This window comes from Terrabacter tumescens (genome assembly GCF_014646815.1).
In the GTDB taxonomy this organism is placed as follows: Bacteria; Actinomycetota; Actinomycetes; order Actinomycetales; family Dermatophilaceae; genus Terrabacter; species Terrabacter tumescens.
The window spans coordinates 533,045-556,317 of the sequence record NZ_BMNZ01000004.1 but is presented as its reverse complement, the minus strand read 5'-3'; the positions used below and the strand labels follow the sequence as shown (position 1 = coordinate 556,317).

Sequence of the window (23,273 nt, the reverse complement as noted above, 5' to 3'; positions counted from 1 at the left end):
GGCCGCGTTCGGCCCACCTGAGCGAGTCGAGAGGCCACGTCCTGTTCACAGGACGTGGCCTCTCGACGTGGCGAGGCGCCCGCCCGACGTCCTCCGAGGTCGAGGGGGCACGTCGTCGGCGCGTCTGTCAGGGGGTGACGAGCTGGATGTCGACGACGGGCTCGTGCTGGAGCGTGCTGTGCACCGTGCAGTGGTCGACCATCGCGAGCAGGGCCGCGTGCCGCTCCTGCGGGACACCTGCGGGCACCAGCACGCGCACGTCGAAGCGGGTGACGCGCGAGGGGCGAGTGCCCATCTCGTAGCTCGTCTCGACCCGCAGCCCCTCGACGGGCAGGTCGTGACGGTAGCGGCGCGCATAGAAGGCGGCGCACGAGGCGAGGCTCGCGACGAACAGCTCCGTCGGGGTGGGAGCGGTGTCCTCGCCTCCCATCGTCTGCGGCTGGTCGACCGTGACGACGTGGTCGCGGACGGCGATCTCGAAGCGGTCACCGCCGAGGTGACTGACCGACACCGTGGCCGGCTGGGTGGGACGGGTGACGACGGAAGCCTGGCTCATGACGTCCTCCTTGCGTGTCGAGGTCTCACCTCCACGCTAATACCCTCCGGGGCATCCTGCCGTGGAGCTGGAGGCGTTCTCCGTCACACGGACCCAGCGTGGCGACGTGGCCTCTCGACGGGGGCGAAGTGCCCACTCGACGTGAACGTCAAGTGGGCACTTGGGCACCAGGAGTCAGTGCGCGAAGTGGCGCGTCCCGGTGAAGTACATCGTCACGCCGGCCGCCTTGGCCGCCTCGATGATCTCCTCGTCGCGGATCGAGCCGCCCGGCGCGACAACGGCACGCACACCGGCGTCGAGCAGGATCTGCAGGCCGTCGGCGAAGGGGAAGAACGCGTCGGACGCGGCGACCGAGCCACGGGCTCGCTCCTCCCCCGCGCGACGCACGGCGAGGTAGCAGGAGTCGACGCGGTTGACCTGGCCCATGCCGACACCGACGGCCGCGCCGTCGTTGGCGAGCAGGATCGCGTTGGACTTCACGGCGCGGATCGCACGCCACGCGAACTGCAGGTCGGCGATGGTCGCCTCGTCGGCGGCCTCGCCCGAGACGAGGCGCCAGTCCGCGGCGTCGTCGCCACCGATCACGGCGTCGCCCTCGCCGTGCACGACGGCGTCGACCTTGTCGACCGTCTGCACGAGGAGGCCACCGCTCACGGCGCGGGTCTCGATGGGGTCGGCCGCCTCGGCCATGCCCGCAGGCAGGCGCAGGACGCGGAGGTTCTTCTTGGCCGTGAGGATCTCGAGGGCCTCGGGCTCGTAGTCGGGCGCGATGATGACCTCGGTGAAGACCGGCTTCGCAGCGGTCGCCATCGCCGCCGTCACCGTACGGTTCGAGGCGATGATGCCGCCGTAGGCGCTCACCGGGTCGGTCGCGTGGGCCCGCTCGTAGGCCTCCTCGATCGTGGCGCCGACGGCGATGCCGCACGGGTTGGCGTGCTTGATGATCGCGACGGTCGGCTGGTCGCCGTGGTCGTGGGCGGCGCGCACGGCGGCGTCGGTGTCGACGTAGTTGTTGTAGGACATCTCCTTGCCGTGCAGCTGCTCGGCGGAGGCCACGCCCGGACGCCAGTGGCGGTAGAGCGCCGCCTGCTGGTGCGGGTTCTCGCCGTAGCGCAGCGCCGCCGCGCGGTCGAAGCTCGCGCCGGTCCAGGCCGGGAAGCCGGTGCCGTCGGCCGTGTCGGCGTAGGCGTTGCCCATCCAGCTCGCGACCGCGACGTCGTAGGAGGCCGTGTGCACGAAGGCCTCGGCCGCGAGCCGCTTGCGCTGCTCGAGCGTGAAGCCGCCGGCCCCCAGGGCCTCGACGACCTGGTCGTATGCCGTGGGGCTCGTGACAATGGCGACGCTCGGGTGGTTCTTGGCCGCGGCACGCACCATCGACGGGCCGCCGATGTCGATCTGCTCGATGCACTCGTCGGGCGTCGCGCCCGAGGCCACGGTCTCGCGGAACGGGTAGAGGTTGACGACGACGAGCTCGAACGGCTCGACCCCGAGGTCGGCGAGCTGCTGGACGTGGTCGTCCTTGCGGGTGTCGGCGAGGATGCCGGCGTGCACCTTGGGGTGCAGCGTCTTGACGCGGCCCTCGAGGCACTCCGGGAAGCCGGTGAGCTCCTCGACCGGGGTCACGTCGATGCCGAGCGCGGCGATCGCCTTCGCGGTGGAGCCGGTCGACACGATGCCGACGCCGGCGGCGTCGAGCGCGCGGGCGAGGTCCTCGAGGCCGGTCTTGTCGTAGACGGAGACGAGGGCCCGCCTGATCGGGCGGCGGCCGTCGGTGCTCGGCGCGGACGGGGCGGCGGTCATGGGTGCACTCCTGGTTCGGTGACATCGGTCGCGGCGTGCCGCGGGTCTGCATCTCAGCGGACCCGCCGGCTTCCGTTCTCGCGAGGCACCCAGGCGGTCGATGCTCCCGACGTCACTCCCCGGTGGTGTCCCACCCGCGCCAGTCGTGTGCGACCAGCGTAGCGGTCAGGCGCCGCCGATCCGAACTCGTCGGCCGTCGACGGCGAAGCCCTCACGGGCCAGGCGCCGCACGACGTCGACGAGCAGCTCGCGCTCCTGGACCTTGATCCGCTCGTGCAGGCTCTCCTCGGTGTCGTCGTCCTCGACCGCGACGACGCGCTGCTCGATGATCGGCCCGGTGTCGACGCCGGCGTCGACGACGTGGCACGTCGTGCCGGTCACCTTGACCCCGTAGGCGAGCGCGTCGCGCACGCCGTGGGCGCCGGGGAAGCTCGGCAGCAGGGCGGGGTGGGTGTTGACGACCGGCTGGGCACCGAGCGTCGCCGGCCCGAGGATCCGCATGAAGCCGGCCGTCACGACGAACCGGGGTCCCGCGGCTGCGACCTGCTCCGCGAGGGCGAGGTCCCAGGCGGCCCGGTCCTCGAAGTCGGTCGGGCGCACGACGAACGTCGGTATGCCGCCCCGCTCGGCCCGCTCGATCCCCGCGCACGGGCGGTCGGCCCCCACCGCGGCGACGCGCACGCCGTAGGCGGGGTCGGCCGACGCGTCGAGCAGGGCCTGCAGCAGGGTGCCCGACCCCGAGACGAGGACGACGACCGGTGTGGGCTCGGAGGTGCCGGAGGCAGCAGGGGGCGTCACGCGCCAGACTCTAGCGGCCCGACCGTGCTACTCCCCCGTGTCATCCGAGCCCCGGCCATGGGCGAGGATGGTCCGCATGACCGAGCCCCAGCTGGAGCAGGAGATCACCTTCGCCCGCGAGAAGGCGAAGCGCACCCTGCCCGTAGCGCTGCTCGTGCTGCTCGGGCTCATCGCCACGTCGCTGCCGCTGCCGAAGCGCTTCGTCGCGGTGCTGCCGCTGGTGCTCGCCGTCGTGCTGACGTTCCGCCTGCTGCGCTTCCTCTCGGCCCGCGCGGGCAAGGAGAAGATCTGGCCGGTCGTCACGCTCGTCATCACCGGCGTGCTGCTGTCGGGTCTCGCCATGCAGGCCGTCTTCTACGACTCGGTCAGCGCCTACGAGGCGTGCCTCGACGGGGCGCAGACCTCCATCGCCGCGGGCAGCTGTGCCCAGCTGCGGGACGCCGGGCTCTTCGGCCTCGTCGTCCGCTGACCACCTGAACCCGCCGGACCCCGCCGGACCCCGCCTGAGGCGACCCCGCGATCCCGCCCAGTGTCGGTCGGTGTCAGTCGGTGTCAGCCGGTGTCAGTCGATGTCAGTCGGTGGCGGACGTCCCGCTGCCGGCACCGGAGTCCGGGTCCGCGGTGGTCGACGGCTCCTCCGTCGTCGCCTCGTTCCGCTCCTGACGCCGCTCCCGCAGGACGAGCGCTCCCGCGACGAGCAGCGCACCGCCGACGACCTCGGCGAGCAGGGCGGCGGCGAACGCCGCGAGCGGCACCCCGACCGCTGAGAGCCGGTCGACGCCGACAGCCCCGTTGCCGAGGGCCGTCACAGCGACGACGACGGCGACGGCGAGCGCGGCCGCCGTGGCCGTGGCCGCGAGGCGGGCCCGGGCGTTGCCGAAGAACTCGAGCTGGGCGTCGACCCGTCGACCGAGCCAGGCGCCGAGGAGCACGGGAGCGAGCAGGACGGCATACATCATCGCCGGGTAGTCGGCCGCCTGCGGGAGGGCACCGAGCACGGGCACGAGCGGGAGCAGCCCGGGCTGCGCGGCGGCCGGCGTGATCGCCGAGCCGATCGCGACCTGGAAACCGGGGCCGGCGAGGAACGACAACGCCCACGTGGCCGTGTTGCCGAGCAGGGCGAGCTGCGTCAGGGCAATGACGACGAGGGCGCCGACGTTGGCGCCGTACTGGTCCTGGATGTCGGCGACCGCCGACCAAGAGGCGACGAGACGCACGAGCGCGACGACGAGCCCGAGCGCGAGCAGCAGGCCGGCGCCGCGCCAGCCGGTGCGCCAGACGGTGGGCAGCCACGTCGGCCCACGACGGAACCACGTGCGCACGAACGCCGGCGCGGCCTCGTCGTCGGGGCGGACGAGGACGAAGCCGAGGGCCGCGACCGGGACGAGGAGCGAACCGATGACCGCGGCCACGCCGGGGGTCGCCGGGCCACCGAGGGTGAAGAGGGCGATGACCGCCGACACGAGGCCGTAGCCGATGACGAAGCCCGGCACGACGCCCCACTGGGCCACCCGGCTCCAGTCGGCCGTGCCGACGCGCAGCCGCTCGGTCGCGGCGAGGCGGCGGGCCCATCGCACCGCGACGTAGACGAAGACGAGCAGGAGGAGCAGCGGCGTCATCGAGATCGAGACGGCGCCGGCACCGACGGACTGGCCGTGCCCGAGGAACCAGATCGCGCTGGCGACCGACACGGCCGAGAACCACCCGACGGAGGTCTCCGGGGCGGCGACCCAGCCGACGAGCGCCGGCAGCACGACGACCGACCACGTGCCGACCGCGGCGAGGGCTCCGGCGCGCAAGGCGGCCGGCATGGCCGTCGAGGGGCTCACCGAGGTGGTCGCCGCGGCGGTCGTGGTGGTCGTGCTCGGCGGGGCCAGTGGTCTCACTCCTGCGCTGCGGGGCGGTCGGGCCGGTGGTGGGTCCGGTGGTTCGTCCCATGGTCACAAGATCCCCGTCGCGGAGCGAGCGCCCACGCCGATGGCGGCCGGTCCCGGTGTGAGGCACGAATCAGCCGCATTCCCCGACGCCTGCGCTCACCGGAGCGCACACTGACAGTGAAAGGGATGAATCATCATGAGCAGCAAGATCCTCCACGTCCTGACGCCCCTGCTCGCAGCACTCGCGCTCGCCGCTCCACTGGCAGCTCCTGCCTCGAGCCCCGTCCCGGCGTCCCCGCCCGGCTCGGCAGCACAGGTGGCCACGGCGCCCGCGGAGATCGCGGCGGGCCCGGTCGCCTATGCCGGGACCGTCTACTTCACCTTCGACGACGGGCCGAGCTACACCTACACGCCGAAGGTCCTCGCCGTCCTGCGCAAGTACGGCGTCAAGGCTGTCTTCTTCGAGGTCGGCCAGAACGTCTCGTGGTACCCGTCGATCACGCGCAGCCTGCGCTACTACGGCAACAAGATCGGCAACCACACGTGGAGCCACCCCGACCTGACCACGCTGTCCACCGCGTCGGTGACCTCGCAGCTGAACCGGATGGAGTCGGCGCTCGGCTACCGGCCGCGCTGCGTCAGGCCGCCCTACGGCGCCACGAACTCGCGCATCGCGACGATCATCGCGAACCGCGGCCAGCGCCAGATCCTCTGGACCGTCGACCCCCGCGACTGGTCGCGACCCGGCACGTGGACCATCGTCAACCGGGTCCTGGGCAACGTCCGGTCGGGCTCGCGGATCCTCATGCACGACGGCGGCGGTGACCGTTCCCAGACCGTCGCAGCGCTCGACATCCTGATCCCGAAGCTGCGGGCGCGCGGCTACGTCATCGGCCTCATGGCCTGCTGACGTCGTCGTCGAACGCAAGCGGGCGTATGCCGTCACGTGCCTCGTCGACCCCGGCCCGGCGGCATACGCCATCGTCTTCAGACACGCGAGCGGGCGGCCACCCGAAGGTGACCGCCCGCTCGTGAACGCTTGTCGCGCAGGTCAGCCCGCGAGACCCTTCATGATCTCGCGCATGAGGTCAGCGGTCTCGGACGGCGTCTTGCCGACCTTGACGCCGGCGGCCTCGAGGGCCTCCTTCTTGGCCTGCGCGGTGCCGGAGCTGCCCGAGACGATCGCGCCGGCGTGGCCCATCGTCTTGCCCTCGGGGGCGGTGAAGCCCGCGACGTAGCCGACGACCGGCTTGGTCACGTGCTCCTTGATGTAGGCCGCGGCGCGCTCCTCGGCGTCGCCACCGATCTCGCCGATCATGACGATCGCGTCGGTGTCGGGGTCGGCCTCGAAGGCCTCGAGGCAGTCGATGTGCGTCGTGCCGATGACGGGGTCGCCACCGATGCCGACGGCCGAGCTGAAGCCGAAGTCACGCAGCTCGTACATCATCTGGTAGGTCAGCGTGCCCGACTTGGAGACGAGGCCGATGCGGCCCGTGCCCGAGATGTCGGCCGGGATGATGCCGGCGTTGGAGACGCCCGGGGTGATGAGGCCGGGGCAGTTCGGGCCGACGATGCGCGTCGTGCCCTTCTCCTTGGCGTAGTTGTAGAACTCGGCGGTGTCCTTGACCGCGACGCCCTCGGTGATGACGACGGCGAGCGGGATCTCGGCGTCGATCGCCTCGACCGCGGCGGCCTTGGTGAACTGCGCGGGCACGAAGATCACGGAGACGTTGGCGCCGGTGGCCTCGATGGCCTCCTTGACCGTGCCGTAGACGGGGACGGACACGCCGCCCTCGAAGTCGACCGTCGTGCCGGCCTTGCGGGGGTTGACGCCACCGACGATGTCGGTGCCGGACTTGAGCATGCGCTGCGTGTGCTTCATGCCCTCGGACCCGGTCATGCCCTGGACGATGACCTTCGAGTCGGCGTTGAGGAAGATAGCCATGGTTAGTCGTTCTCTCTCTGGAGGCTCGGGGTCAGTTGGAGGGCCGGGCGGCGAGCTCGGCGGCGCGACGCGCGGCGCCGTCCATCGTCGGCTCGATCGTCACGAGCGGGTGGTTGCGCTCCTGCAGGATGCGGCGGCCCTCCTCGACGTTGTTGCCGTCGAGGCGCACGACGAGCGGGCGGTCCTCCTCGTCGCCGAGCGCGTCGAGGGCGCCGACGATGCCGTTGGCGACCGCGTCGCAGGAGGTGATGCCACCGAAGACGTTGACGAAGACGCTCTTGACCTGCGGGTCCGACAGGATGATGTGCAGGCCGTTGGCCATGACCTCGGCGCTCGCGCCGCCACCGATGTCGAGGAAGTTCGCGGGCTTCTGGCCGCCGAACTCCTCACCGGCGTAGGCGACGACGTCGAGGGTGCTCATGACGAGACCCGCGCCGTTGCCGATGATGCCGACGGAGCCGTCGAGCTTGACGTAGTTGAGGTCCTTGGCCTTGGCGGCCGCCTCGAGCGGGTCGGCGTGCGCCTTGTCCTCGAGGGCCTCGTGGTCGGCGTGGCGGAAGCCGGCGTTCTCGTCGAGCGTCACCTTGCCGTCGAGGGCGACGATCTCGCCGTCCTCGGTCTTGACGAGCGGGTTGACCTCGACGAGCGTCGCGTCCTCGTCGCGGTAGACGGTCCAGAGCTTCTGGATGGCGTCGGCGATCGCCGGCTTGTCGGCGTCGTCGAAGCCCGCGGCGTCGACGATCTCCTGCGCCTTGGCCGCGTCGATGCCCGCGTTGGGGTCGACGGCGATGCGGGCGAGGGCCTCGGGGCGCTCGACGGCGAGCTCCTCGATCTCCATGCCGCCCTCCTTGGAGCACATGGCGAGGTAGGTGCGGTTGGCCCGGTCGAGCAGGATCGAGAAGTAGTACTCCTCGGCGATGCGGGCGCCCTGGGCGATCATCACGGTGCCGACGGTGTGGCCCTTGATGTCCATGCCGAGGATGGCCTCGGCGGCGGCCTGCGCCTCGTCGGGGCTCTTCGTGACCTTGACGCCGCCGGCTTTGCCGCGGCCGCCGGTCTTCACCTGCGCCTTGACGACGGTGACACCGCCCGACTTCGGCCCGATCTGCTCGGCGGCCGCTCGGGCCTCCTCGGGGGTGGTGGCGATGGCGCCGGCCAGCACGGGCACGCCGTGCTTCTCGAACATGTCGCGGGCTTGGTACTCGAAGAGATCCACGGGTGGGGTCCGTCCTCGTCGTCGATTCGTGTCGTCGTCGATCGCGTCGCTGCGGCGTCCCGGGGCACCCGTGCTCGCGCTCGGACGGGCCCTGCGCCGTGGCGCAACCGAATCAGGCTGTCGCTCGGACTCTAGTGGCTCTGACCTGTGGCGACGGCATCGGGTCGGCCCGACCGGACAAAGATCACACCGGTGGGCGGCCTACCGCCCGGTACGCGGGTTGCGGGGTCGTCCGCCAGGTACGCGGTCCGGTCGGGCCTCGAACGCGCGGAGTGCGCCGAGGCGTTGGGCACGCGGGCTCCCGACGGCCGGGGCAGCGAGGTCAGGTGCACGGTGTCGAGGTCGACGGCATACGTCGGCAGTCAGTGCAGGACGAGCGCGGACAGTCCGCGGTCGGCTGCTTGCCACGCGGGTTGCGGGCCCGAACGGCCGGCGCACCGCGCGTGCGAGCCCCGGCGGCGCGGCGCGGCCTGAACCCCGCGGAGGAGGTCAGGCGGGGTGCACGTGCTCCCGGACCCAGGTGACGATCTCCATCGTCGTCGCACCGGGAGTGAAGACCTTGGCGACCCCGAGCTTCTCGAGCTCGGCGATGTCGTCCTCGGGGATGATGCCCCCGCCGAAGACGACGATGTCGCTCGCGTCGCGCTCGGCGAGCAGCTCGACAACCCGGGCGAAGAGCGTCAGGTGCGCCCCGGAGAGCACGGAGAGCCCGACGACGTCGGCGTCCTCCTGGATGGCCGCCTCGACGATCTGCTCCGGGGTCTGGTGCAGGCCGGTGTAGATGACCTCCATGCCGGCGTCGCGCAGCGCCCGCGCGACGACCTTGGCCCCGCGGTCGTGGCCGTCGAGACCCGGCTTGGCCACGACGACACGGATGACGTCGGTCGACACGGGACCCGCGCCGCCCGCGCTCTCGTCGGCAGTCACGGCAACGGCGTCGGCACCCTGGGACTCGCTCATGCCGGGCACTCTAGCCAGCCGCGTGAGACGCGACCCGCAATAGTGACGCATCGCCCACCGGTCGGGGTACGTTCGGGACGTGGCACTGGCAGCACGTGCGGCGACGACGCCGCAGCAGGCAGGCACCCCGACGGGTGCCGCGAAGGGCCCCCGGGCCTTCCTCGCGGCGGTCGGGGAGGTCGCCGGTGCGCTCCTGACGCCCACCGGGCTCGCCGGCGCAGCGGTGGAGGCCTCCTGGATGGGGCTGCACCTCGGGCTCTACCCGTTGGGCCTGCTGGGAGCCCGCGCGAGCGACCGACGCCAGGGCTACCGACTCGGTCACCTGCCGCCCAGCCAGCGCGGACTCGCCATCCAGAACGTCGAGGCCGCCGAGACCCCGATCCTGCTCGTGCACGGCATGGTCGACAACCGCTCGATCTTCACCGTCCTGCGCCGCGGCCTCGTGCGACGCGGCTTCGGGCGCATCGAGACGATCAACTACTCCATCTTCACGGGCGACGTCCGGGCCGCCGCGGCCGACCTCGGCGCCGAGGTCGAGCGCATCGTCGAGGCGACGGGCTACGAGCGCATCCACGTCATCGGGCACTCGATGGGCGGGCTCATCGCGCGCTACTACGTGACCCGGCTCGGCGGCGACGCCCACGTGCACACCCTCGTCACGCTCGGCACCCCCCACCAGGGCAGCTACCTCGCCTACACGTGGAACAACGGCCTGACCCGGCAGCTGCGCCCGGGCAGCGCGCTCATGAAGGAGCTCGCGGCCCCGGTCGCCGAGTGCCAGACGCGCTTCCTCGTCTACTCCTCCGACCTCGACCAGGTCGTCGTCCCCCAGCACAACGCCGCCCTGCACCACCCGGACCTCAACGTCCACAACGTCGTGCTGCACGGGGTGGGCCACATGAGCCTGCCCATCACGAGCAGCGTCGTGCACGGCATCTCGACCGCGCTCGCCCACCTCGACACCTCAGGTGCGACGGTCACCCCGGGGGTCAGCTCGCTCGGCACGCGGCGCGCCGCACCGGTGAGGAAGCCGCGGACTGCCGGCACGACGAGGCGGGCAGCCCAGCCCCGCTGAAGACCCTCCGGCGCAGCGACGACAGGCCTTCAGGTTTTGCGCAGATTTGCCTGTGCAAAACCTTTTCCGCACCGTTGTGATGCCCTAGTGTCGAGCGCAGTCGCGACCCTCCACCGCGATGCTGGACCGTCCAGAGACGTGGCGTGATTTTGGATAACGAAATGGTCACGTTAGGCTGACGGCTCGCATCACCTGTGACCGATAGGTATTTCTTTCGTGCCCAAAACCAGTTACACCGGCCGGCATCGACCGGCAGCCAAGCCTTCGCGGGGTCGACAGTTCGTCGTCCCCGTCGCGTTGCTCTCCTCGACCGTCGCCGGTGGCCTCGTCATCCGTGACGCCGGAGCGAGCCAGCTGAGCCCCGAGGCCGCTGCCATGAAGAACGTCTCCAACTCGGTCGCCGGGCTCGGCCTCGCGGCAGACCCCGAGGCGGTGTCGGCAGCCGCTGCCAACCGCGCCGGTGCACGCTCCTCCCGCGACATGGCCCGCGACGCCAAGACGCTCATCGTCGGCGCCACGCAGACCGCCACCCAGAGCGCTGCCGAGGCTCAGGCCGCAGCCGTGAAGGCCGCCGCTGACCGCGCCGCCGCCCAGAAGGCCAAGGCTGCAGCCGCCGCCAAGGCCAAGCAGGCCGCCGCCGCGCGGGCCCTGGCCAGGGCACACCGTTGGGTCTCCCCCGTCGCGGGCTACACCCTCACCTCCGGCTTCGGCTTCCGCTGGGGCAAGATGCACCCGGCACAGGACCTCGCCTGTCCCGTCGGCAGCCCGGTCCACTCGCTCTCCAGCGGCACGGTGATCTTCGCCGGCTGGTCCAACGAGGGCTACGGCAACTTCGTCAAGATCCGCTACTGGGACGGCACCGTGTCCTGGATGGCCCACAACAGCCGCCTGCTCGTGTCCGTCGGCGAGACGGTCACGCCCGGCCAGGTCGTGGCCTACAGCGGCAGCACCGGCAACTCCACCGGTCCGCACGTGCACCTCGAGATCCACCCGGACGACGGCGCCGCGGTGGCCCCGATCACCTGGCTCGCCAAGCACGGCGTCATGCTCTGACCGGCACCTCAGCTCGTCACGAGGCCCGTCCCTTCAGGGGACGGGCCTCGTCGCGTTCATGCCCGCCCCCGCGTGCTGTACCACGCGGGCGTATGCCGTTGCCGCGCAACGGAGCCCGCGTGGGCACGTCGACCGACCACCCGGCATACGCGATGGGTTGGTCGACGCTGGGCGCACGGACGGGCTGCCGCCCCTGCGGACCCTCAGAGCTTGACGAGCGGCGCGTAGCGCAGCAGTAGGCGCTTCGTGCCGGTGTCGGCGCCGAAGTCGACGTGCGCCATCGACTTGTCGCCCTCACCCTCGACCCGCACGACGGTGCCGAGGCCGAAGGAGTCGTGCGTGACCCGGTCACCCGACTGGAGCGAGATGACCGGCCGCTTGCCGGCGCTGCGCACGCCGGGGCGGGCGGCGAGCGTCGCCACGGCGGGACGGTCGGAGCCGCGGGCGCCGCTGAACGAGGGACCGAGCCGCTGCCAGTCGAGCAGGTCGCCGGGGATCTCGTCGAGGAAGCGTGACGGCGGGTTGTACTGCGGCGCGCCCCAGGCCGACCGCACGGCTGCGCGCGAGAGGTAGAGCCGCTCGCGGGCACGGGTGATGCCGACGTAGGCGAGGCGCCGCTCCTCCTCGAGCTCCTTCGGGTCACCGAGGGCGCGCATGTGCGGGAACGTGCCGTCCTCCATGCCGGTGAGGAAGACGACGGGGAACTCGAGGCCCTTGGCGGTGTGCAGCGTCATGAGGGTGACGACGCCCTGCGCCTTGGCCTCGGGCTCGTCGGGGATCTCGTCGGCGTCGGCGACGAGCGAGACCTGCTCGAGGAACTCCTCGAGCGCGCCTGCGGGACCGACGTCCTCGGGCTCGACGCCCGGCGCGAGCTCACCACCGGACTCGGCGAGCTCGGCGGCGCGGCGGTCGTCGTACTCCTGCGCGACGGCGACGAGCTCGGCGAGGTTCTCGACGCGGGTCTCGTCCTGCGGGTCGTGGCTCGCGCGCAGCTCGGCGAGGTAGCCGCTCTCCTCGAGCGTCATCTCGAGCAGGGCCGCGACGCTGTCGTCGGCCTCGTAGGAGGTGCGGAGCTTCTCGAGCAGCGCGGTGAAGCCGTTGATGGCGGCGACCGAGCGGGTCGCGATGCCCGGCGCGTCCTCCGCCCGGCCCAGCGCCGCGACGAAGGGGATGCGCTCGCGCTCGGCCAGCGCCGCCACGCACGCCTCGGCGCGGTCGCCGATGCCGCGCTTGGGGGTGTTGAGGATGCGGCGCAGGTTGACGGTGTCGGTGGGGTTGGAGACGACCCGGAGGTAGGCCAGGGCGTCCTTGACCTCGCGCCGCTCGTAGAAGCGCGTGCCGCCGACCACCTTGTAGGGCAGGCCGACCCGCACGAGCACCTCCTCGATGGCGCGGCTCTGGGCGTTGGTGCGGTAGAAGACGGCGACGTCGCCGGGCTTGACGCCCTTGTCGGCGAGGTCGTCGATCTCCTTGGCCACGAAGGCGGCCTCGTCGTGCTCGTTGTCGCCGACGTAGCCGGTGATCATCGCGCCGTCGCCGGAGTCGGTCCAGAGGTTCTTGGCGCGGCGCCCCTCGTTGCGGGCGATGACGGAGTTGGCGGCCCGGAGGATGCGCTGCGTCGAACGGTAGTTCTGCTCGAGCAGGATGGTGCGCGCGTCGGGGTAGTCCTGCTCGAACTCGAGGATGTTGCGGATCGTCGCGCCGCGGAAGGCGTAGATCGACTGGTCGGAGTCGCCGACGACGCACAGCTCGGCCGGCGGCACGGCATAGGCACCCTCGGGGCCCTTGACCTCGCCGACGAGCTCCTTGATGAGCTGGTACTGCGCCTGGTTGGTGTCCTGGTACTCGTCGACGAGGACGTGCCGGAACCGGCGGCGGTAGTACTCCGCGACGTCGGGGAAGGCCTGCAGGATGTTGACGGTCATCATGATGATGTCGTCGAAGTCGAGGGCATTGGCCTGTCGCAGGCGGCGCTGGTACTGGGTGTAGGCGTCGGAGACCGTGCGCTCGTAGTGGTTGCCCTCGGTGACCTGCGCGGCGTAGGTCTCCTCGTCGATGAGGTCGTTCTTGAGGTTGCTGACCTGCGCCGAGAAGCCACGCGGGGGGTAGCGCTTGGGGTCGAGGTCGAGGTCGCGCAGCACGAGGCTCATGAGGCGCTGGCTGTCGGCGGCGTCGTAGATCGAGAAGGTCGACTTCATGCCGACCTTGGCGGCCTCGCGGCGCAGGATGCGCACGCAGGCCGAGTGGAAGGTCATGACCCACATGGCGCGGGCCCGCGGGCCGACGAGGGCCGCGACGCGCTCGCGCATCTCGGCCGCGGCCTTGTTGGTGAAGGTGATGGCGAGGATCTGGCCCGGCTGCGCACCACGCTCGCCGAGCAGCCAGGCGATGCGGTGGGTCAGCACGCGGGTCTTGCCCGAGCCGGCACCGGCCACGATGAGCAGCGGCGTGCCCTCGTGGACGACGGCCTCGCGCTGCTGCGGGTTGAGCCCCTCGAGCAGGACCGCCGGGTCGAGGTCGACGCGGTCCTGCGGCGCCGCGTCGACGCCGCCGCGCGCGGCCGCCTCGGCCCACGTGGGGACGCCCTGCTCGGTGACGTCGGCTCCACGCCCCGGGCGACCGGAGCCGCCCGAGGGCGTGCCCTGGCCGTGCTCGAAACCGGGGATGGGGAGGTCGTCGAAGAGCGTGCTCATGATCGGCCAAGCCTACGTCGAACCGCCCACAGTCCCCGACCACGACGCACAGCCGCGCGGGCCGGGAGAGGATGGGCGCGTGACCGACGTACTGATCCGTGAGGCCGACCCCGCCGACGTGCCCGACCTCATCCGTCTCGTGCAGGAGCTCGCCGCCTACGAGAAGGAGCCCGACTCGGCCACGGCGACACCCGAGCAGTTCCGGGAGGCCCTCTTCCCCGCCCACGGCGACCCCACGGCATACGCCCTCGTGGGGGTGCGGGAGGGCGCCGTCGTGGCGATGGCGATCTGGTTCCGCAGCTTCTCGACGTGGACCGGGCAGGCCGGGATCTGGCTCGAGGACCTCTTCGTCGAGCCAGAGCACCGCGGGCACGGCCTCGGCAAGGCGCTCCTGGCCCGCCTCGCGCAGCTGTGCGTCGAGCGCGGTTGGACCCGGCTCGAGTGGACGGTGCTCGACTGGAACACCCCCTCGATCGACTTCTACCGCGCCCACGACGCCCGCTCGCTCGACGACTGGACGACGTTCCGGCTCGACGGTGACGCGCTCTCGCGACTGGCGGCTCCGTAGGTGCGCGGCACCTCCCGGCGGATGGGCTCCGCCGACATCCTCTGGCTCACCATGGACCGCCCGACCAACCTCATGGTCATCGTGTCGGTGGTGATGCTCGAGTCCGTGCCGGACTGGGACCGCGTGCTCGAGCTGCTGCGGACCCGGATCATCGAGCCCTACCCCGTCTTCAGCCAGCGACCCCGACGGCCCCGGCACGGCGTGGGCGGCTACCGCTGGGAGGACGCCCCGGACTTCGACCTCGAGCACCACCTCCGCCGGGTGACCCTCTCGCGCAAGGGAACCGCGGCCGAGGCCGACGCCGAGCTGCAGGCCTACATCGAGGACCAGCTGCCACGCCCCTTCCACCACACCCAGCCGCTCTGGGAGGCGCACCTCGTCGACGGGCACGGGTCGGGGGCCGCGCTCGTCTTCCGCATCCACCACGCGCTGGCCGACGGGATCGCCCTGACGCGAGTGCTGCTCGGCCTCACCGAGGATGCCGACGGTGTCCCGGGGGACCTCGTCGGACCTCCTGCGACCATGGACCTGGCGACCCTGCCGCTGGGGGCGCCCGAGACCTCAGGGGTGGTCGCCTCGAGCCTGAAGCTCGCGAGGGCCACCACGCGCTCCGCGTGGGATCGCCTGCGCTCCAAGGGCGCTCGGGCCGCAGTCACCGATGCGGCCAGCCTCACGCTGCGCACCGGCAAGGTCGTCTCCGACCTGCTCCTCACGACGAACCCCACCAGCGCCGTCGGCGGCACCCCCGGCCACCGCAAGCGGGTCGTCTGGACCCAACCGCTGCCCCTCGCGGGGCTCAAGCAGGTGGGCCGCCTCGTCGGCGCCACCCTCAACGACGTCCTCACGAGTGCCGTCGCGGGCGCCCTGCACACCTACCAGGACGAGCACGGCCGGGAGCCGGTTGACCTCGTGACGATGGTGCCGGTCAACGTGCGTCCGCTCGACGAGCCGCTGCCGCGCGAGCTCGGCAACCGTTTCGCCCTCGTCTTCCTGCGCTTCCCGAGCCGTGACGCCACTCCTCTCGGTCGTCTCGCCCTGTCCAAGGCGCGGATGGACTGGCTCAAGGCCTCGCCCGAGGCCGCCCTCACCTTCGCCCTGATCTCGGTCATCGGCCGCTTCCCGGCCGCGGTCGAGCGACGGGTCGTGGACTTCTTCGCCAACAAGGCGATCGGGGTCACGACCAACGTCGCCGGCCCCCGCGAGGGCCGGTATCTCGCCGGGGTGCCCGTGACCGGCGTGCTGGGCTGGGTCCCGGGCTCCGGCCGCCACACGCTCGGCTTCTGCATCGTCACCTACGACGACACCGTGCGCATCGGGATCATGGCCGACGAGTCGGTCGTGCCGGACCCCGAGGCGCTGCTCGTGGCGCTCGAGGACGAGGTGGCCGTGCTCGTGCGGATCGGGGCCGCCGGGCCCTCCGCCCGGAGGCGCCGCCGCCACCGGTCGTAGGGTGACAAGCATGATCCGAGCGACCAGCGTCTTCGTCTCCGAGCCCGGCGACCGCAGTGTGCTGCAGGTCCGCGACCACGACCTCCCCGACCCTGCAGCGGGCGAGGTCCAGGTCGAGGTCGCCGCGGCCGGCGTCAACTTCATCGACGTCTACAAGCGCCAGGGCGTCTACCCCGTGCCGACGCCGTTCGTGCTCGGCGAGGAGGGCGCGGGCACGGTCACGGCCGTCGGAGCCGGTGTCACCGACGTCGCCGTGGGCGACCGGGTCGCGTGGTGCCAGTCGGCCGGCAGCGAGTCCACGGTCGTCAACAAGCCGGCGCACCTCGTCGTGCGAGTGCCCGACGGCGTCGACCTCGAGGTGGCCGCTGCGGCCATGCTCCAGGGCCTGACCGCGCACTACCTCGTCACGAGCACGTATGCCGTGGGCCCGGGTGACATCGCGCTCGTGCACGCGGCGGCGGGCGGGGTCGGGCAGCTGTTGGTGCAGCTGGTGACGGCCCGCGGCGGTGTCGTGGTGGCGACGGCCGGATCCGACGAGAAGCTCGAGATCGCAAGGGCGCTCGGTGCGCAGCACCTCATCAACTACTCGACGGTCGACGACCTGGCTGCAGCCGTGCGCGAGGCCGCCGGTCGCGGCGTCGACGTGGCCTACGACGGCGTCGGCAGGTCGACGTTCGACGCCTCCCTGGCGTCGCTGCGGCCCCGGGGGATGATGGTCCTCTTCGGCGGCGCGAGCGGCCAGGTGCCGCCCTTCGACATCCAGCGGCTCAACAGCGGGGGGTCGCTCTTCCTGACGCGACCGACCCTCGCGCACTACGTCGCCGAGCGCGAGGAGTACGAGTGGCGGGCCCGCGAGGTGCTCGACGCCGTCGCCGACGGGTCCCTGAAGATCGACGTGGGCGGGCGCTACCCGCTGTCCGAGGCGGCTGCGGCCTACGAGGCGCTCGAGGGTCGACGCACCACGGGCAAGCTCATCCTGGTGCCCACCGCATGAGCCGCACGCTCTTCCGGCACAACCGCATCTGGACCGGCGACACCGGCCGCTCGGGGAACCCCTGGACCGACGCCCTGCTCGTCGAGGACGGGCGCATCGTCGCCATCGGTGCCGAGGCGGTCGAGACTGCCGAGGCTGCCGGCGACGCCGAGTGCGTCGACCTGCCGGGCGCCGTCGTCATGCCCGGCCTCCACGACGCCCACATCCACACCGAGTGGCTGTCGCGCGACCTGTCGTCCGTCGACCTGCGCGAGGCTCGGTCGCTCGAGGAGGCCCTCGAGCTCGTGCGGGCCCACGCCGAGGGGCTCCCCGACGATGAGTGGCTGCACAGCGGACGCTGGAACCACAACCGCTGGGCCGTTCCCGTGCAGCCCGACCGGCACGCCCTCGACTCGGTCTCCGGTGACCGCGTGGCCGCGCTGTCGAGCGTCGACGGACACACGATCTGGGCCAACTCGCTTGCGCTGCAACGGGCTGGGATCACCCGAGACACGCCCGACCCCGTCGGCGGCGAGATCGTCCGCGACGCGTCCGGCGAGCCGACCGGCATCCTGCGCGAGTCGGCCCAGGAGCTGCTCGACGTCATCCCGCGCGACGAGTCGCCCCTCCGGCCGTGGCTCGAGCGCTGCCAGGACTGGCTGCTGTCGGTCGGCCTGACGAGCATCACCGACATCGACGGCGAGGACGCGCGGGCGGCCTACGCCGAGCTGCACGCCGACGGAGCGTTGCGACTGCGCGTCACCAAGTGCACCCGGGACCCCGACCTCGAGCTCGCGATCGCCGAGGGACGCCGCTCGGGCCAGGGCGACGACGTCTTCCGCGTCGGGCCGGTCAAGTTCTTCAGCGACGGCGCGCTCGGGTCGCACACGGCGCACATGACCGAGCCCTTCATCGGCCACGAGGGCTGCGGCATCGCGGCGATGCCCTACGACGTGCTCCTCGAGCGCACCCTCCTCGCCGCTCGCAACGGCCTTGATGTCGTCACACACGCCATCGGCGACGAGGCCAACCGCCTCGTGCTCGGCACCTTCGAGGCGGTCCGTGCCGAAGGGCTCGACACCCTGCTCCGCATCGAGCACGCACAGCACGTGCTGCCCGTCGACGTCCCCCGCTTCCGCTCACTCGACGTCGTGGCCTCGATGCAGCCCAGCCACTGCACGGCCGACCTCGAGCTGGCCGACGAGATCATCGGGCCGCGCCGGCTCGCGTCCTACGCCTGGCGCACCTTCCTCGACGCCGGCGTGCGCGTGGCGTTCGGCTCCGACGCCCCGGTGGAGGACCCGAACCCGTTCTACGGCCTGCACGCCGCCGTGACGAGGCAGCGGCCCGACGCCCAGCCCCTCGGCGGCTGGCGGCCGGAGGAGAAGGTCACGCTCACCGAGGCCGTGCACGCCTTCACCGTCGCGGCGCACGAGTCGGTCGGGCGCACCGACGTCGGGCGCCTCGTGCCGGGTCAGCTCGCCGACCTCGTGGCCGTCGACCGGGACCTGTGGGCCCTCGAGGAGTCCTCCCCCGCCGACATCCGCGACACGGTGGTGCTCCAGACCTGGGTGGGCGGAGAGCTCGTCCACGAGCGGTCCTGAGCCACCCGGCATACGCCCTCCCGCCGGGAGTCGCCTGCCGACGAACGACCGTTGGTCGCCCGAACCGACGACACGCAGCGACGACACGCGGGCTGGGCGGTCAGCGGTGACCAATGGTCGTCGGGCGGCGGAGGGCGCCGCGACGGCCCAGCAGCTCTCCGCCCAGCCTGAGGTCCTGGCGGGCCGCCGCGCGCATCAGCACGGACGCGACCCACTCCTGCTGGAACATCGCCTGCACCCACGAGAAGCGAATGACGAGCCAGCCGTCGAGGACGAGCTCGTCATAGCGCCAGCAGTCGGCGTCGATGGCTCGCTCGCTCGTGTGGAACTCGTGGCTGTCTGCCTCGACGACGAGGCGCAGCTCGCGGTCGACGAGGTCCGGACGGATCCTCCGGCCTCCGACGCGGAGTCGCACCTGGGGCCGGAGCCGCAGCCCGGGCACGTCGATCGAGATGGCACGGATGACCGACTCGAAGGCGTTGGCCGGTAGGTCGCTGGCGAACCACGCCACCTCCAGCGCGGTGTCCCGACCACGTCCGGGCAGGCGGTCGGCGGCGCGCATCAGGTCCGCCTGCGTGACGAGCCCCGACCTCAGCGCCGAGTCGGCGACAGCCAGCGCCTCGTCGAAGGGGAGCGTCGTCGCGCAGTCCATCACCGTGCGCACGGGGGTCGTGCGCCAGTCATCGACGTCACCGGGCGAGAGCCGCTGCCACCGCACCCGGTTCAGCGCCTGATCATGAGCGGTCACGTTGCGCCCTCGGGGCACGGCGAGCTCCGGCCGGTCCGGAAGGGTCTTGAGGGACCAGCCGTACGAGGCCGCAGCACTTCGAAGACACGCAACTGCTGTGAGCCGATGGGCCTCGACCCGTGCGCCGTCGAGCACCTCAGGGAGCACGTAACGTCCTCGAGCCACCCGGCGGACGACTCCGGCGCGGAGCGCCTGGTCCAACGCCTGCCGTCCTGCGGCTGCCTTGAGCTCGCCGTGGCCGGCGACGCCGCCGAGCCTGCGCATTGCAGTGACGATGTCCATCGTCGGAGCGTGCCCGGGACGCGGCCGTTGCCGTGGGCGTCATCCACAGCCGGACGACGACCATTGGTCGCGATATCCGGCGACATGCAGGGACGACACGCGGGCTGGGCGGTCAGAGGCGACCAACGGTCGTCCGACTACGCGACCGCGGGTCGCTAGCGTCGCCGCGCCCTAGCCGGGGACGACGGCAAGCAGGAGCGTGGCGAACCAGGTGAGTCCGCCGACGACGAGTAGGAAGATGCCGATGACGGCCATGTTGCCCGCGCCGTCGGCACGGGACACCTGCCGGCGACGGCGCCCGACGACGACGAGGGTCAGGCCCACGACGAGCCAGACCAGTCCGATGAGCAGGCCGGCGAGAACGCCTGCGTTCCAACGCATCTCAGCCGCCTGTCACGATACGTGCTGCGATCACCAGATGGCGGCGACGAGGACGTTGACGACGGCCCCGCCGCCGGCGACGTCGAGCAGGTTGCCGGTGTCCTTGCCCTTGCGACCGCGGGAGGACCCGATCTCGGCAGCGGCGAGCACGACGAGCGCGATGACGAGCTTGACCGCGATCTTCGTGTTGTTGACCGTGTGGTCGTCGTCCTTGATCGCCGAGGCGATCCCCACGAGCGCCAGACCGGTGACGAGCTGGGCGCGGGCACCCCACACGATAGGCGCGACGACGGTGCGACCGCTGCGGACGGCGATCCAGCCTCCGACGACCGCGGCCATGCCGAGCAGGTGGAGGGCGACGAGGAGGTTGTAGACGAGGTCCATGGCCGACATCCTACGGAGCGTCGTACTGCTGGCGAGCCGGCCCCTCCCGACGTCAGGGCGTGCCGTGCCCGGCGAGGTCGTGCAGGGCCGCCAGGCGCCGCCACGACGACGACAGCCGGTAGTCGCCGATCCGGTCGGCCGGCACCCATCGCGCGTCGGACGTCGTGCCACCGATGTCGTGGATGACGACCTCGGTCGGTTCGGGACACGTTGCGGCGTACACGATCCGGACGGCGTGGAAGTCCTCGAGGGCTCCCGACGGCGCCCGCCCCACCCAGTGCTGCGACTGGACCGTCACGAGGTCGCCGAGCTCGATGCGCTGCCCCGTCTCCTCCCACACCTCGCGGTGCACGCCGTCGACCGGGGTCTCGCCGTCGTCGAGTCCGCCGCCCGGCAGCCCCCAGTCCCCCGCGACGTGCGTCTGGGAGTTGAACTGCGTGAGCAGCACGCCCCGCTCGCTCGTCACGACGGCATAGGCAGCGACGCGCTGGTAGGGCTCGCCGACCTCGTCGTCGCCGACGCCCGGGTCCCGCGACACCCGCTCGGCCCGAGGACGTATGCCGTCCAGCGGGCGCACACGGTAGCCCACCTCGAGCGTCCCGTCGTCGCGCACGGTCGCGAAGACCGGTGAATCGACGAGCCAGCCGACGGCTGCGAGCACGACGTCCGGGTGTTCGCCGTGACCGAGGCGCGCCTCGGCGAGACGCCGCCCGTCCGCGTCCAGTGCGACGACGACGAGGCCGCCCGGCACGTTGGTCCTCACCGGCGCACCAACGCCCTGGCGCGTTCGTACTCGGCCACGGCCATCGCCGCCACGTGCGACCACTCCTGCTCGGGGGCATGCGTGAGGTTCCAGGCCCGCATCCGAGCCACCTCACCGGGATCCTTGGCCAGTCGAGCAACTGCCTCAGACATCTGCGAGTCGCTCGACACGACAAGACCATTCACGCCGTCGTCCACGAACTCGCCCACACCAGAGCCGGATCGGCCGATCACCGGCAGCCCGACCGTTCGCGCCTCGAGTGCAGCGATCCCGAACGACTCGAGACGCGCGGGCGAGAGGTAGACGTCGGCGGCGGCATACAGCTCGCGCAGCTCGTCACGGGGCACACGTCCCGGTAGCGACACCCAGTCGAGACCTCGTTCGCGCACGAGCGACTCCACCTTGCGGCGATCCGGGCCCTCCCCCAGCACCGTCAGCGACACCGAGCCGGCGCCCGCGACGCGCTCGGCAGCCGCCACGAGCTCGACGAGCGCCGCGGGGCGCTTGCGGGCCGCGAGCCGCATCGCGGTGACGAGACGCAGCGGTCCCGGCTCGCGCACGACGGGGCCGACGCGCCAGCGCGCGACGTCGATGCCGTTGGGCAGCACGCCCACGCGGGCCCCCGGCCCGACGAGGCGGCGAAGTGGCTCAGCGGCGACATCGGAGACGGCCGACATCGCCACGCCGCGCGACGCCCACCGGCGCACGAAACGGGCCGCCCGGAAGACCGGTGCGACGCCGGCGAGCATGCAGTGCCAGGTCATGGCCGTCGGCAGGCCCAGTCCGACCGTGACCCGGGTGCTGTCCCAGGCGAACGGCGAGACCACCCCGGTCTGCACGTGCGCGACGTCGAAGCCGCCTCCGACGAGCCGGCGGCGCAGCTCTGCCGGGGCGAACGGGTTGACGGGCAGCTCCCACGGCATGCGCGCCGCGAGGCGGTGCACCGGCACGCCGTCGACGACGGTCACCTCGCCGTGCATCTCGCCGGACGCGCCGCGCGTGGCGGTGAACACCTCGACCTGGTGGCCGGCCGCCTGCAGGTGCTGCGCGAGGTCGTGCGTCTGGACCTCGATCCCGCCCAGCCGGGGCAGGTAACAGTCAGAGAGCAGCGCCACCTTCACGGGAGACACTGTGCCATGGGCCAAGATGGGTGACTGTGCCGCACACGCTCCTCGCCTTCCACGCACACCCCGACGACGAGGCCCTGCTGACCTCGGGGACGATGGCGCGCGCCGCGGCGGAGGGCCACCGGGTCATCGTCGTCGTCGCGACCGACGGTGAGCTCGGCCTGGCCTCGAGCGACTACACCGGCGAGGGCGCCCTGGCCGCCACCCGGATGGACGAGCTGCGCGCGAGCGCCAAGGCGCTGGGCGTCGCCCGCGTCGAGCACCTCGGCTACGCGGACAGCGGTCTCGGCCCGGAGGTGGCACCCGACCCGCCGGGCTCGACGCGGTTCGTGCGCGCCGACGTCGAGGAGGCGGCCCAGCGGCTCGCCGCGATCCTGCGCGAGGAGGACGTCGACGTGCTCCTGCACTACGAGCCCAACGGCGGCTACGGCCACCCGGACCATCGGCAGGTGCACGTGGTCGGTCGGCGCGCCGCCGAGATCGCCGAGACGCCCAGGGTCCTCGAGGCGACGGTCCCGCGCGACACCATCTGCCGGGCCATCGACCTGGCCGCGAAGGTCTATCGCTTCCCGCCCGAGTTCGACCGGTCCAGCTTCGACCGCGCCTTCTCGGCCCGGAGCGAGATCACCCACCGCATCAGCGTGCGCCGCCACGTCGCCGCCAAGCGAGCGTCGATGCGCGCGCACGCCTCGCAGGCGACCGCCGACGGTGGCGCCGACCGCACCCTGGCGGCCTTCCTGCGCATCCCCCGCCCGCTCTACGACCTCGTCTTCGGTCGGGAGTGGTTCGTCGACCGCTCGCTGCCCGCGGGATCCGCGATCCGCAGGGACGTCTTCGCCGACCTCCCCTGACGGCGCGGTTGGCACTCGACGGTGCAAGACCCGCAAACTCTGGCCGCTCGACGGTGGAGGACCCGCAAACTCTGGCCACTCGACGGTGGAGGACCCGCAAACTCTGGCCACTCGACGGTGGAGTGTGATGCCGGTCCCGACCGGGCTCCGGGTGGTCCGAGACGGCGGAT

General features: G+C 72.1%; 22 protein-coding genes and 1 riboswitch. Of the genes, 9 read left to right on the top strand and 13 right to left on the bottom strand.

Features of this window, described 5'->3' with window-relative positions; all coding sequences use genetic code 11:
- Nucleotides 1-127: 127 nt before the first annotated feature.
- From IEY30_RS12940 to purN, 3 genes are all read right to left on the bottom strand, one after another.
- On the bottom strand, nt 128-556 hold the full coding sequence (locus tag IEY30_RS12940; RefSeq protein WP_052358445.1) for an OsmC family protein: 429 nt from the start codon (nt 554-556) through the stop codon (nt 128-130).
- 174 nt (nt 557-730) lie between these two features.
- Nucleotides 731-2,356: a bifunctional phosphoribosylaminoimidazolecarboxamide formyltransferase/IMP cyclohydrolase gene (purH, locus tag IEY30_RS12935; protein WP_030196840.1), complete on the bottom strand. Its 1,626-nt coding sequence runs from the start codon at nt 2,354-2,356 to the stop codon at nt 731-733.
- An 80-nt stretch (nt 2,357-2,436) separates the two neighbouring features.
- A riboswitch (ZMP/ZTP riboswitch) is annotated at nt 2,437-2,513 on the bottom strand.
- Between the two features lie 8 nt (nt 2,514-2,521).
- Entirely contained in the window at nt 2,522-3,154 is a 633-nt protein-coding gene (gene purN, locus IEY30_RS12930) for a phosphoribosylglycinamide formyltransferase (RefSeq protein WP_030196834.1), read from the bottom strand.
- Nucleotides 3,155-3,230: 76 nt separating this feature from the next.
- Here purN and IEY30_RS12925 point away from each other — a divergent pair, with 76 nt between their 5' ends.
- Complete coding sequence (locus IEY30_RS12925) at nt 3,231-3,623, top strand: hypothetical protein (protein ID WP_030196831.1); 393 nt, start codon at nt 3,231-3,233, stop codon at nt 3,621-3,623.
- Between the two features lie 103 nt (nt 3,624-3,726).
- Here the strand turns inward: IEY30_RS12925 and IEY30_RS12920 are convergent, their stop codons facing one another.
- The gene (locus tag IEY30_RS12920; RefSeq protein ID WP_229674979.1) at nt 3,727-4,983 is read right to left on the bottom strand and encodes a cell division protein PerM; all 1,257 of its coding nucleotides are present in this window, start codon (nt 4,981-4,983) and stop codon (nt 3,727-3,729) included.
- Nucleotides 4,984-5,227: 244 nt separating this feature from the next.
- On the opposite strand from IEY30_RS12920, the gene IEY30_RS12915 reads away from it, so the two are divergent.
- Nucleotides 5,228-5,941 carry a polysaccharide deacetylase family protein gene (locus tag IEY30_RS12915; protein WP_030196824.1) on the top strand — a complete coding sequence of 238 codons (714 nt, stop codon included), beginning with the start codon at nt 5,228-5,230 and terminating at the stop codon, nt 5,939-5,941.
- Between the two features lie 141 nt (nt 5,942-6,082).
- Here IEY30_RS12915 and sucD read toward each other — a convergent pair whose 3' ends face one another.
- The 3 genes from sucD to IEY30_RS12900 all read right to left on the bottom strand — a co-directional run bounded on the left by sucD (nt 6,083) and on the right by IEY30_RS12900 (nt 9,152).
- Nucleotides 6,083-6,976 (bottom strand): succinate--CoA ligase subunit alpha, encoded by an 894-nt coding sequence (sucD, locus tag IEY30_RS12910; RefSeq protein WP_030196821.1) that lies wholly within the window; start codon nt 6,974-6,976, stop codon nt 6,083-6,085.
- Nucleotides 6,977-7,007: 31 nt separating this feature from the next.
- Entirely contained in the window at nt 7,008-8,192 is a 1,185-nt protein-coding gene (gene sucC, locus IEY30_RS12905; RefSeq protein ID WP_030196818.1) for an ADP-forming succinate--CoA ligase subunit beta, read from the bottom strand.
- A 489-nt stretch (nt 8,193-8,681) separates the two neighbouring features.
- Nucleotides 8,682-9,152 (bottom strand): cobalamin B12-binding domain-containing protein, encoded by a 471-nt coding sequence (locus tag IEY30_RS12900; protein ID WP_373286709.1) that lies wholly within the window; start codon nt 9,150-9,152, stop codon nt 8,682-8,684.
- A 79-nt stretch (nt 9,153-9,231) separates the two neighbouring features.
- Here IEY30_RS12900 and IEY30_RS12895 point away from each other — a divergent pair, with 79 nt between their 5' ends.
- A complete protein-coding gene (locus IEY30_RS12895; protein ID WP_229674978.1) occupies nt 9,232-10,227 on the top strand; it encodes an esterase/lipase family protein in 996 nt (331 codons plus the stop codon).
- A 216-nt stretch (nt 10,228-10,443) separates the two neighbouring features.
- Entirely contained in the window at nt 10,444-11,280 is an 837-nt protein-coding gene (locus tag IEY30_RS12890) for a M23 family metallopeptidase (RefSeq protein WP_030196809.1), read from the top strand.
- A 203-nt stretch (nt 11,281-11,483) separates the two neighbouring features.
- On the opposite strand, the gene pcrA is transcribed toward IEY30_RS12890, so the two are convergent.
- Nucleotides 11,484-13,973, bottom strand: coding sequence for a DNA helicase PcrA (gene pcrA / locus IEY30_RS12885; RefSeq protein ID WP_030196804.1), 2,490 nt, complete (start codon nt 13,971-13,973; stop codon nt 11,484-11,486).
- Between the two features lie 79 nt (nt 13,974-14,052).
- Between pcrA and IEY30_RS12880 the strand changes: the two genes are divergently transcribed.
- From IEY30_RS12880 to IEY30_RS12865, 4 genes are read left to right on the top strand one after another with little or no spacing between them, the layout of a single operon-like run.
- Nucleotides 14,053-14,541: a GNAT family N-acetyltransferase gene (locus IEY30_RS12880; protein WP_030196802.1), complete on the top strand. Its 489-nt coding sequence runs from the start codon at nt 14,053-14,055 to the stop codon at nt 14,539-14,541.
- Nucleotides 14,542-15,990: a WS/DGAT domain-containing protein gene (locus tag IEY30_RS12875; protein ID WP_052358444.1), complete on the top strand. Its 1,449-nt coding sequence runs from the start codon at nt 14,542-14,544 to the stop codon at nt 15,988-15,990.
- 10 nt (nt 15,991-16,000) lie between these two features.
- Entirely contained in the window at nt 16,001-16,984 is a 984-nt protein-coding gene (locus IEY30_RS12870; protein ID WP_030196796.1) for a quinone oxidoreductase family protein, read from the top strand.
- A complete protein-coding gene (locus tag IEY30_RS12865) occupies nt 16,981-18,567 on the top strand; it encodes an amidohydrolase (RefSeq protein WP_030196794.1) in 1,587 nt (528 codons plus the stop codon). Before IEY30_RS12870 ends, IEY30_RS12865 begins: the two co-directional genes overlap by 4 nt.
- A gap of 100 nt (nt 18,568-18,667) precedes the next feature.
- Here the strand turns inward: IEY30_RS12865 and IEY30_RS12860 are convergent, their stop codons facing one another.
- The 5 genes from IEY30_RS12860 to IEY30_RS12840 form a co-directional block, all read right to left on the bottom strand.
- Nucleotides 18,668-19,597, bottom strand: a complete 930-nt coding sequence (locus tag IEY30_RS12860; RefSeq protein WP_188960138.1) for a PDDEXK family nuclease — start codon at nt 19,595-19,597, stop codon at nt 18,668-18,670.
- Nucleotides 19,598-19,768: 171 nt separating this feature from the next.
- Entirely contained in the window at nt 19,769-19,978 is a 210-nt protein-coding gene (locus IEY30_RS12855; protein WP_030196787.1) for a hypothetical protein, read from the bottom strand.
- Nucleotides 19,979-20,008: 30 nt separating this feature from the next.
- Nucleotides 20,009-20,362, bottom strand: coding sequence for a hypothetical protein (locus tag IEY30_RS12850; RefSeq protein ID WP_030196785.1), 354 nt, complete (start codon nt 20,360-20,362; stop codon nt 20,009-20,011).
- Nucleotides 20,363-20,414: 52 nt separating this feature from the next.
- Nucleotides 20,415-21,125 (bottom strand): NUDIX hydrolase, encoded by a 711-nt coding sequence (locus IEY30_RS12845; RefSeq protein WP_030196782.1) that lies wholly within the window; start codon nt 21,123-21,125, stop codon nt 20,415-20,417.
- Entirely contained in the window at nt 21,122-22,246 is a 1,125-nt protein-coding gene (locus IEY30_RS12840) for a glycosyltransferase family 4 protein (RefSeq protein ID WP_030196779.1), read from the bottom strand. The genes IEY30_RS12845 and IEY30_RS12840 overlap by 4 nt, the downstream gene beginning before the upstream one ends.
- Before the next feature lie 35 nt (nt 22,247-22,281).
- On the opposite strand from IEY30_RS12840, the gene IEY30_RS12835 reads away from it, so the two are divergent.
- Nucleotides 22,282-23,103, top strand: a complete 822-nt coding sequence (locus tag IEY30_RS12835) for a PIG-L deacetylase family protein (protein WP_030196777.1) — start codon at nt 22,282-22,284, stop codon at nt 23,101-23,103.
- Nucleotides 23,104-23,273 lie beyond the last annotated feature (170 nt).

Excerpts from the sequence above, each read along its gene's own strand:
- IEY30_RS12915 (WP_030196824.1), top strand. The coding sequence starts at position 5,228 with ATGAGCAGCAAGATCCTCCACGTCCTGACGCCCCTGCTCGCAGCACTC.
- IEY30_RS12860 (WP_188960138.1), bottom strand. The coding sequence starts at position 19,597 with ATGGACATCGTCACTGCAATGCGCAGGCTCGGCGGCGTCGCCGGCCAC.
- IEY30_RS12900 (WP_373286709.1), bottom strand. The coding sequence starts at position 9,152 with ATGAGCGAGTCCCAGGGTGCCGACGCCGTTGCCGTGACTGCCGACGAG.
- IEY30_RS12870 (WP_030196796.1), top strand. The coding sequence starts at position 16,001 with ATGATCCGAGCGACCAGCGTCTTCGTCTCCGAGCCCGGCGACCGCAGT.
- IEY30_RS12865 (WP_030196794.1), top strand. The coding sequence starts at position 16,981 with ATGAGCCGCACGCTCTTCCGGCACAACCGCATCTGGACCGGCGACACC.
- IEY30_RS12855 (WP_030196787.1), bottom strand. The coding sequence starts at position 19,978 with ATGCGTTGGAACGCAGGCGTTCTCGCCGGCCTGCTCATCGGACTGGTC.
- IEY30_RS12850 (WP_030196785.1), bottom strand. The coding sequence starts at position 20,362 with ATGGACCTCGTCTACAACCTCCTCGTCGCCCTCCACCTGCTCGGCATG.
- purH (WP_030196840.1), bottom strand. The coding sequence starts at position 2,356 with ATGACCGCCGCCCCGTCCGCGCCGAGCACCGACGGCCGCCGCCCGATC.
- pcrA (WP_030196804.1), bottom strand. The coding sequence starts at position 13,973 with ATGAGCACGCTCTTCGACGACCTCCCCATCCCCGGTTTCGAGCACGGC.
- sucD (WP_030196821.1), bottom strand. The coding sequence starts at position 6,976 with ATGGCTATCTTCCTCAACGCCGACTCGAAGGTCATCGTCCAGGGCATG.
- IEY30_RS12940 (WP_052358445.1), bottom strand. The coding sequence starts at position 556 with ATGAGCCAGGCTTCCGTCGTCACCCGTCCCACCCAGCCGGCCACGGTG.
- IEY30_RS12925 (WP_030196831.1), top strand. The coding sequence starts at position 3,231 with ATGACCGAGCCCCAGCTGGAGCAGGAGATCACCTTCGCCCGCGAGAAG.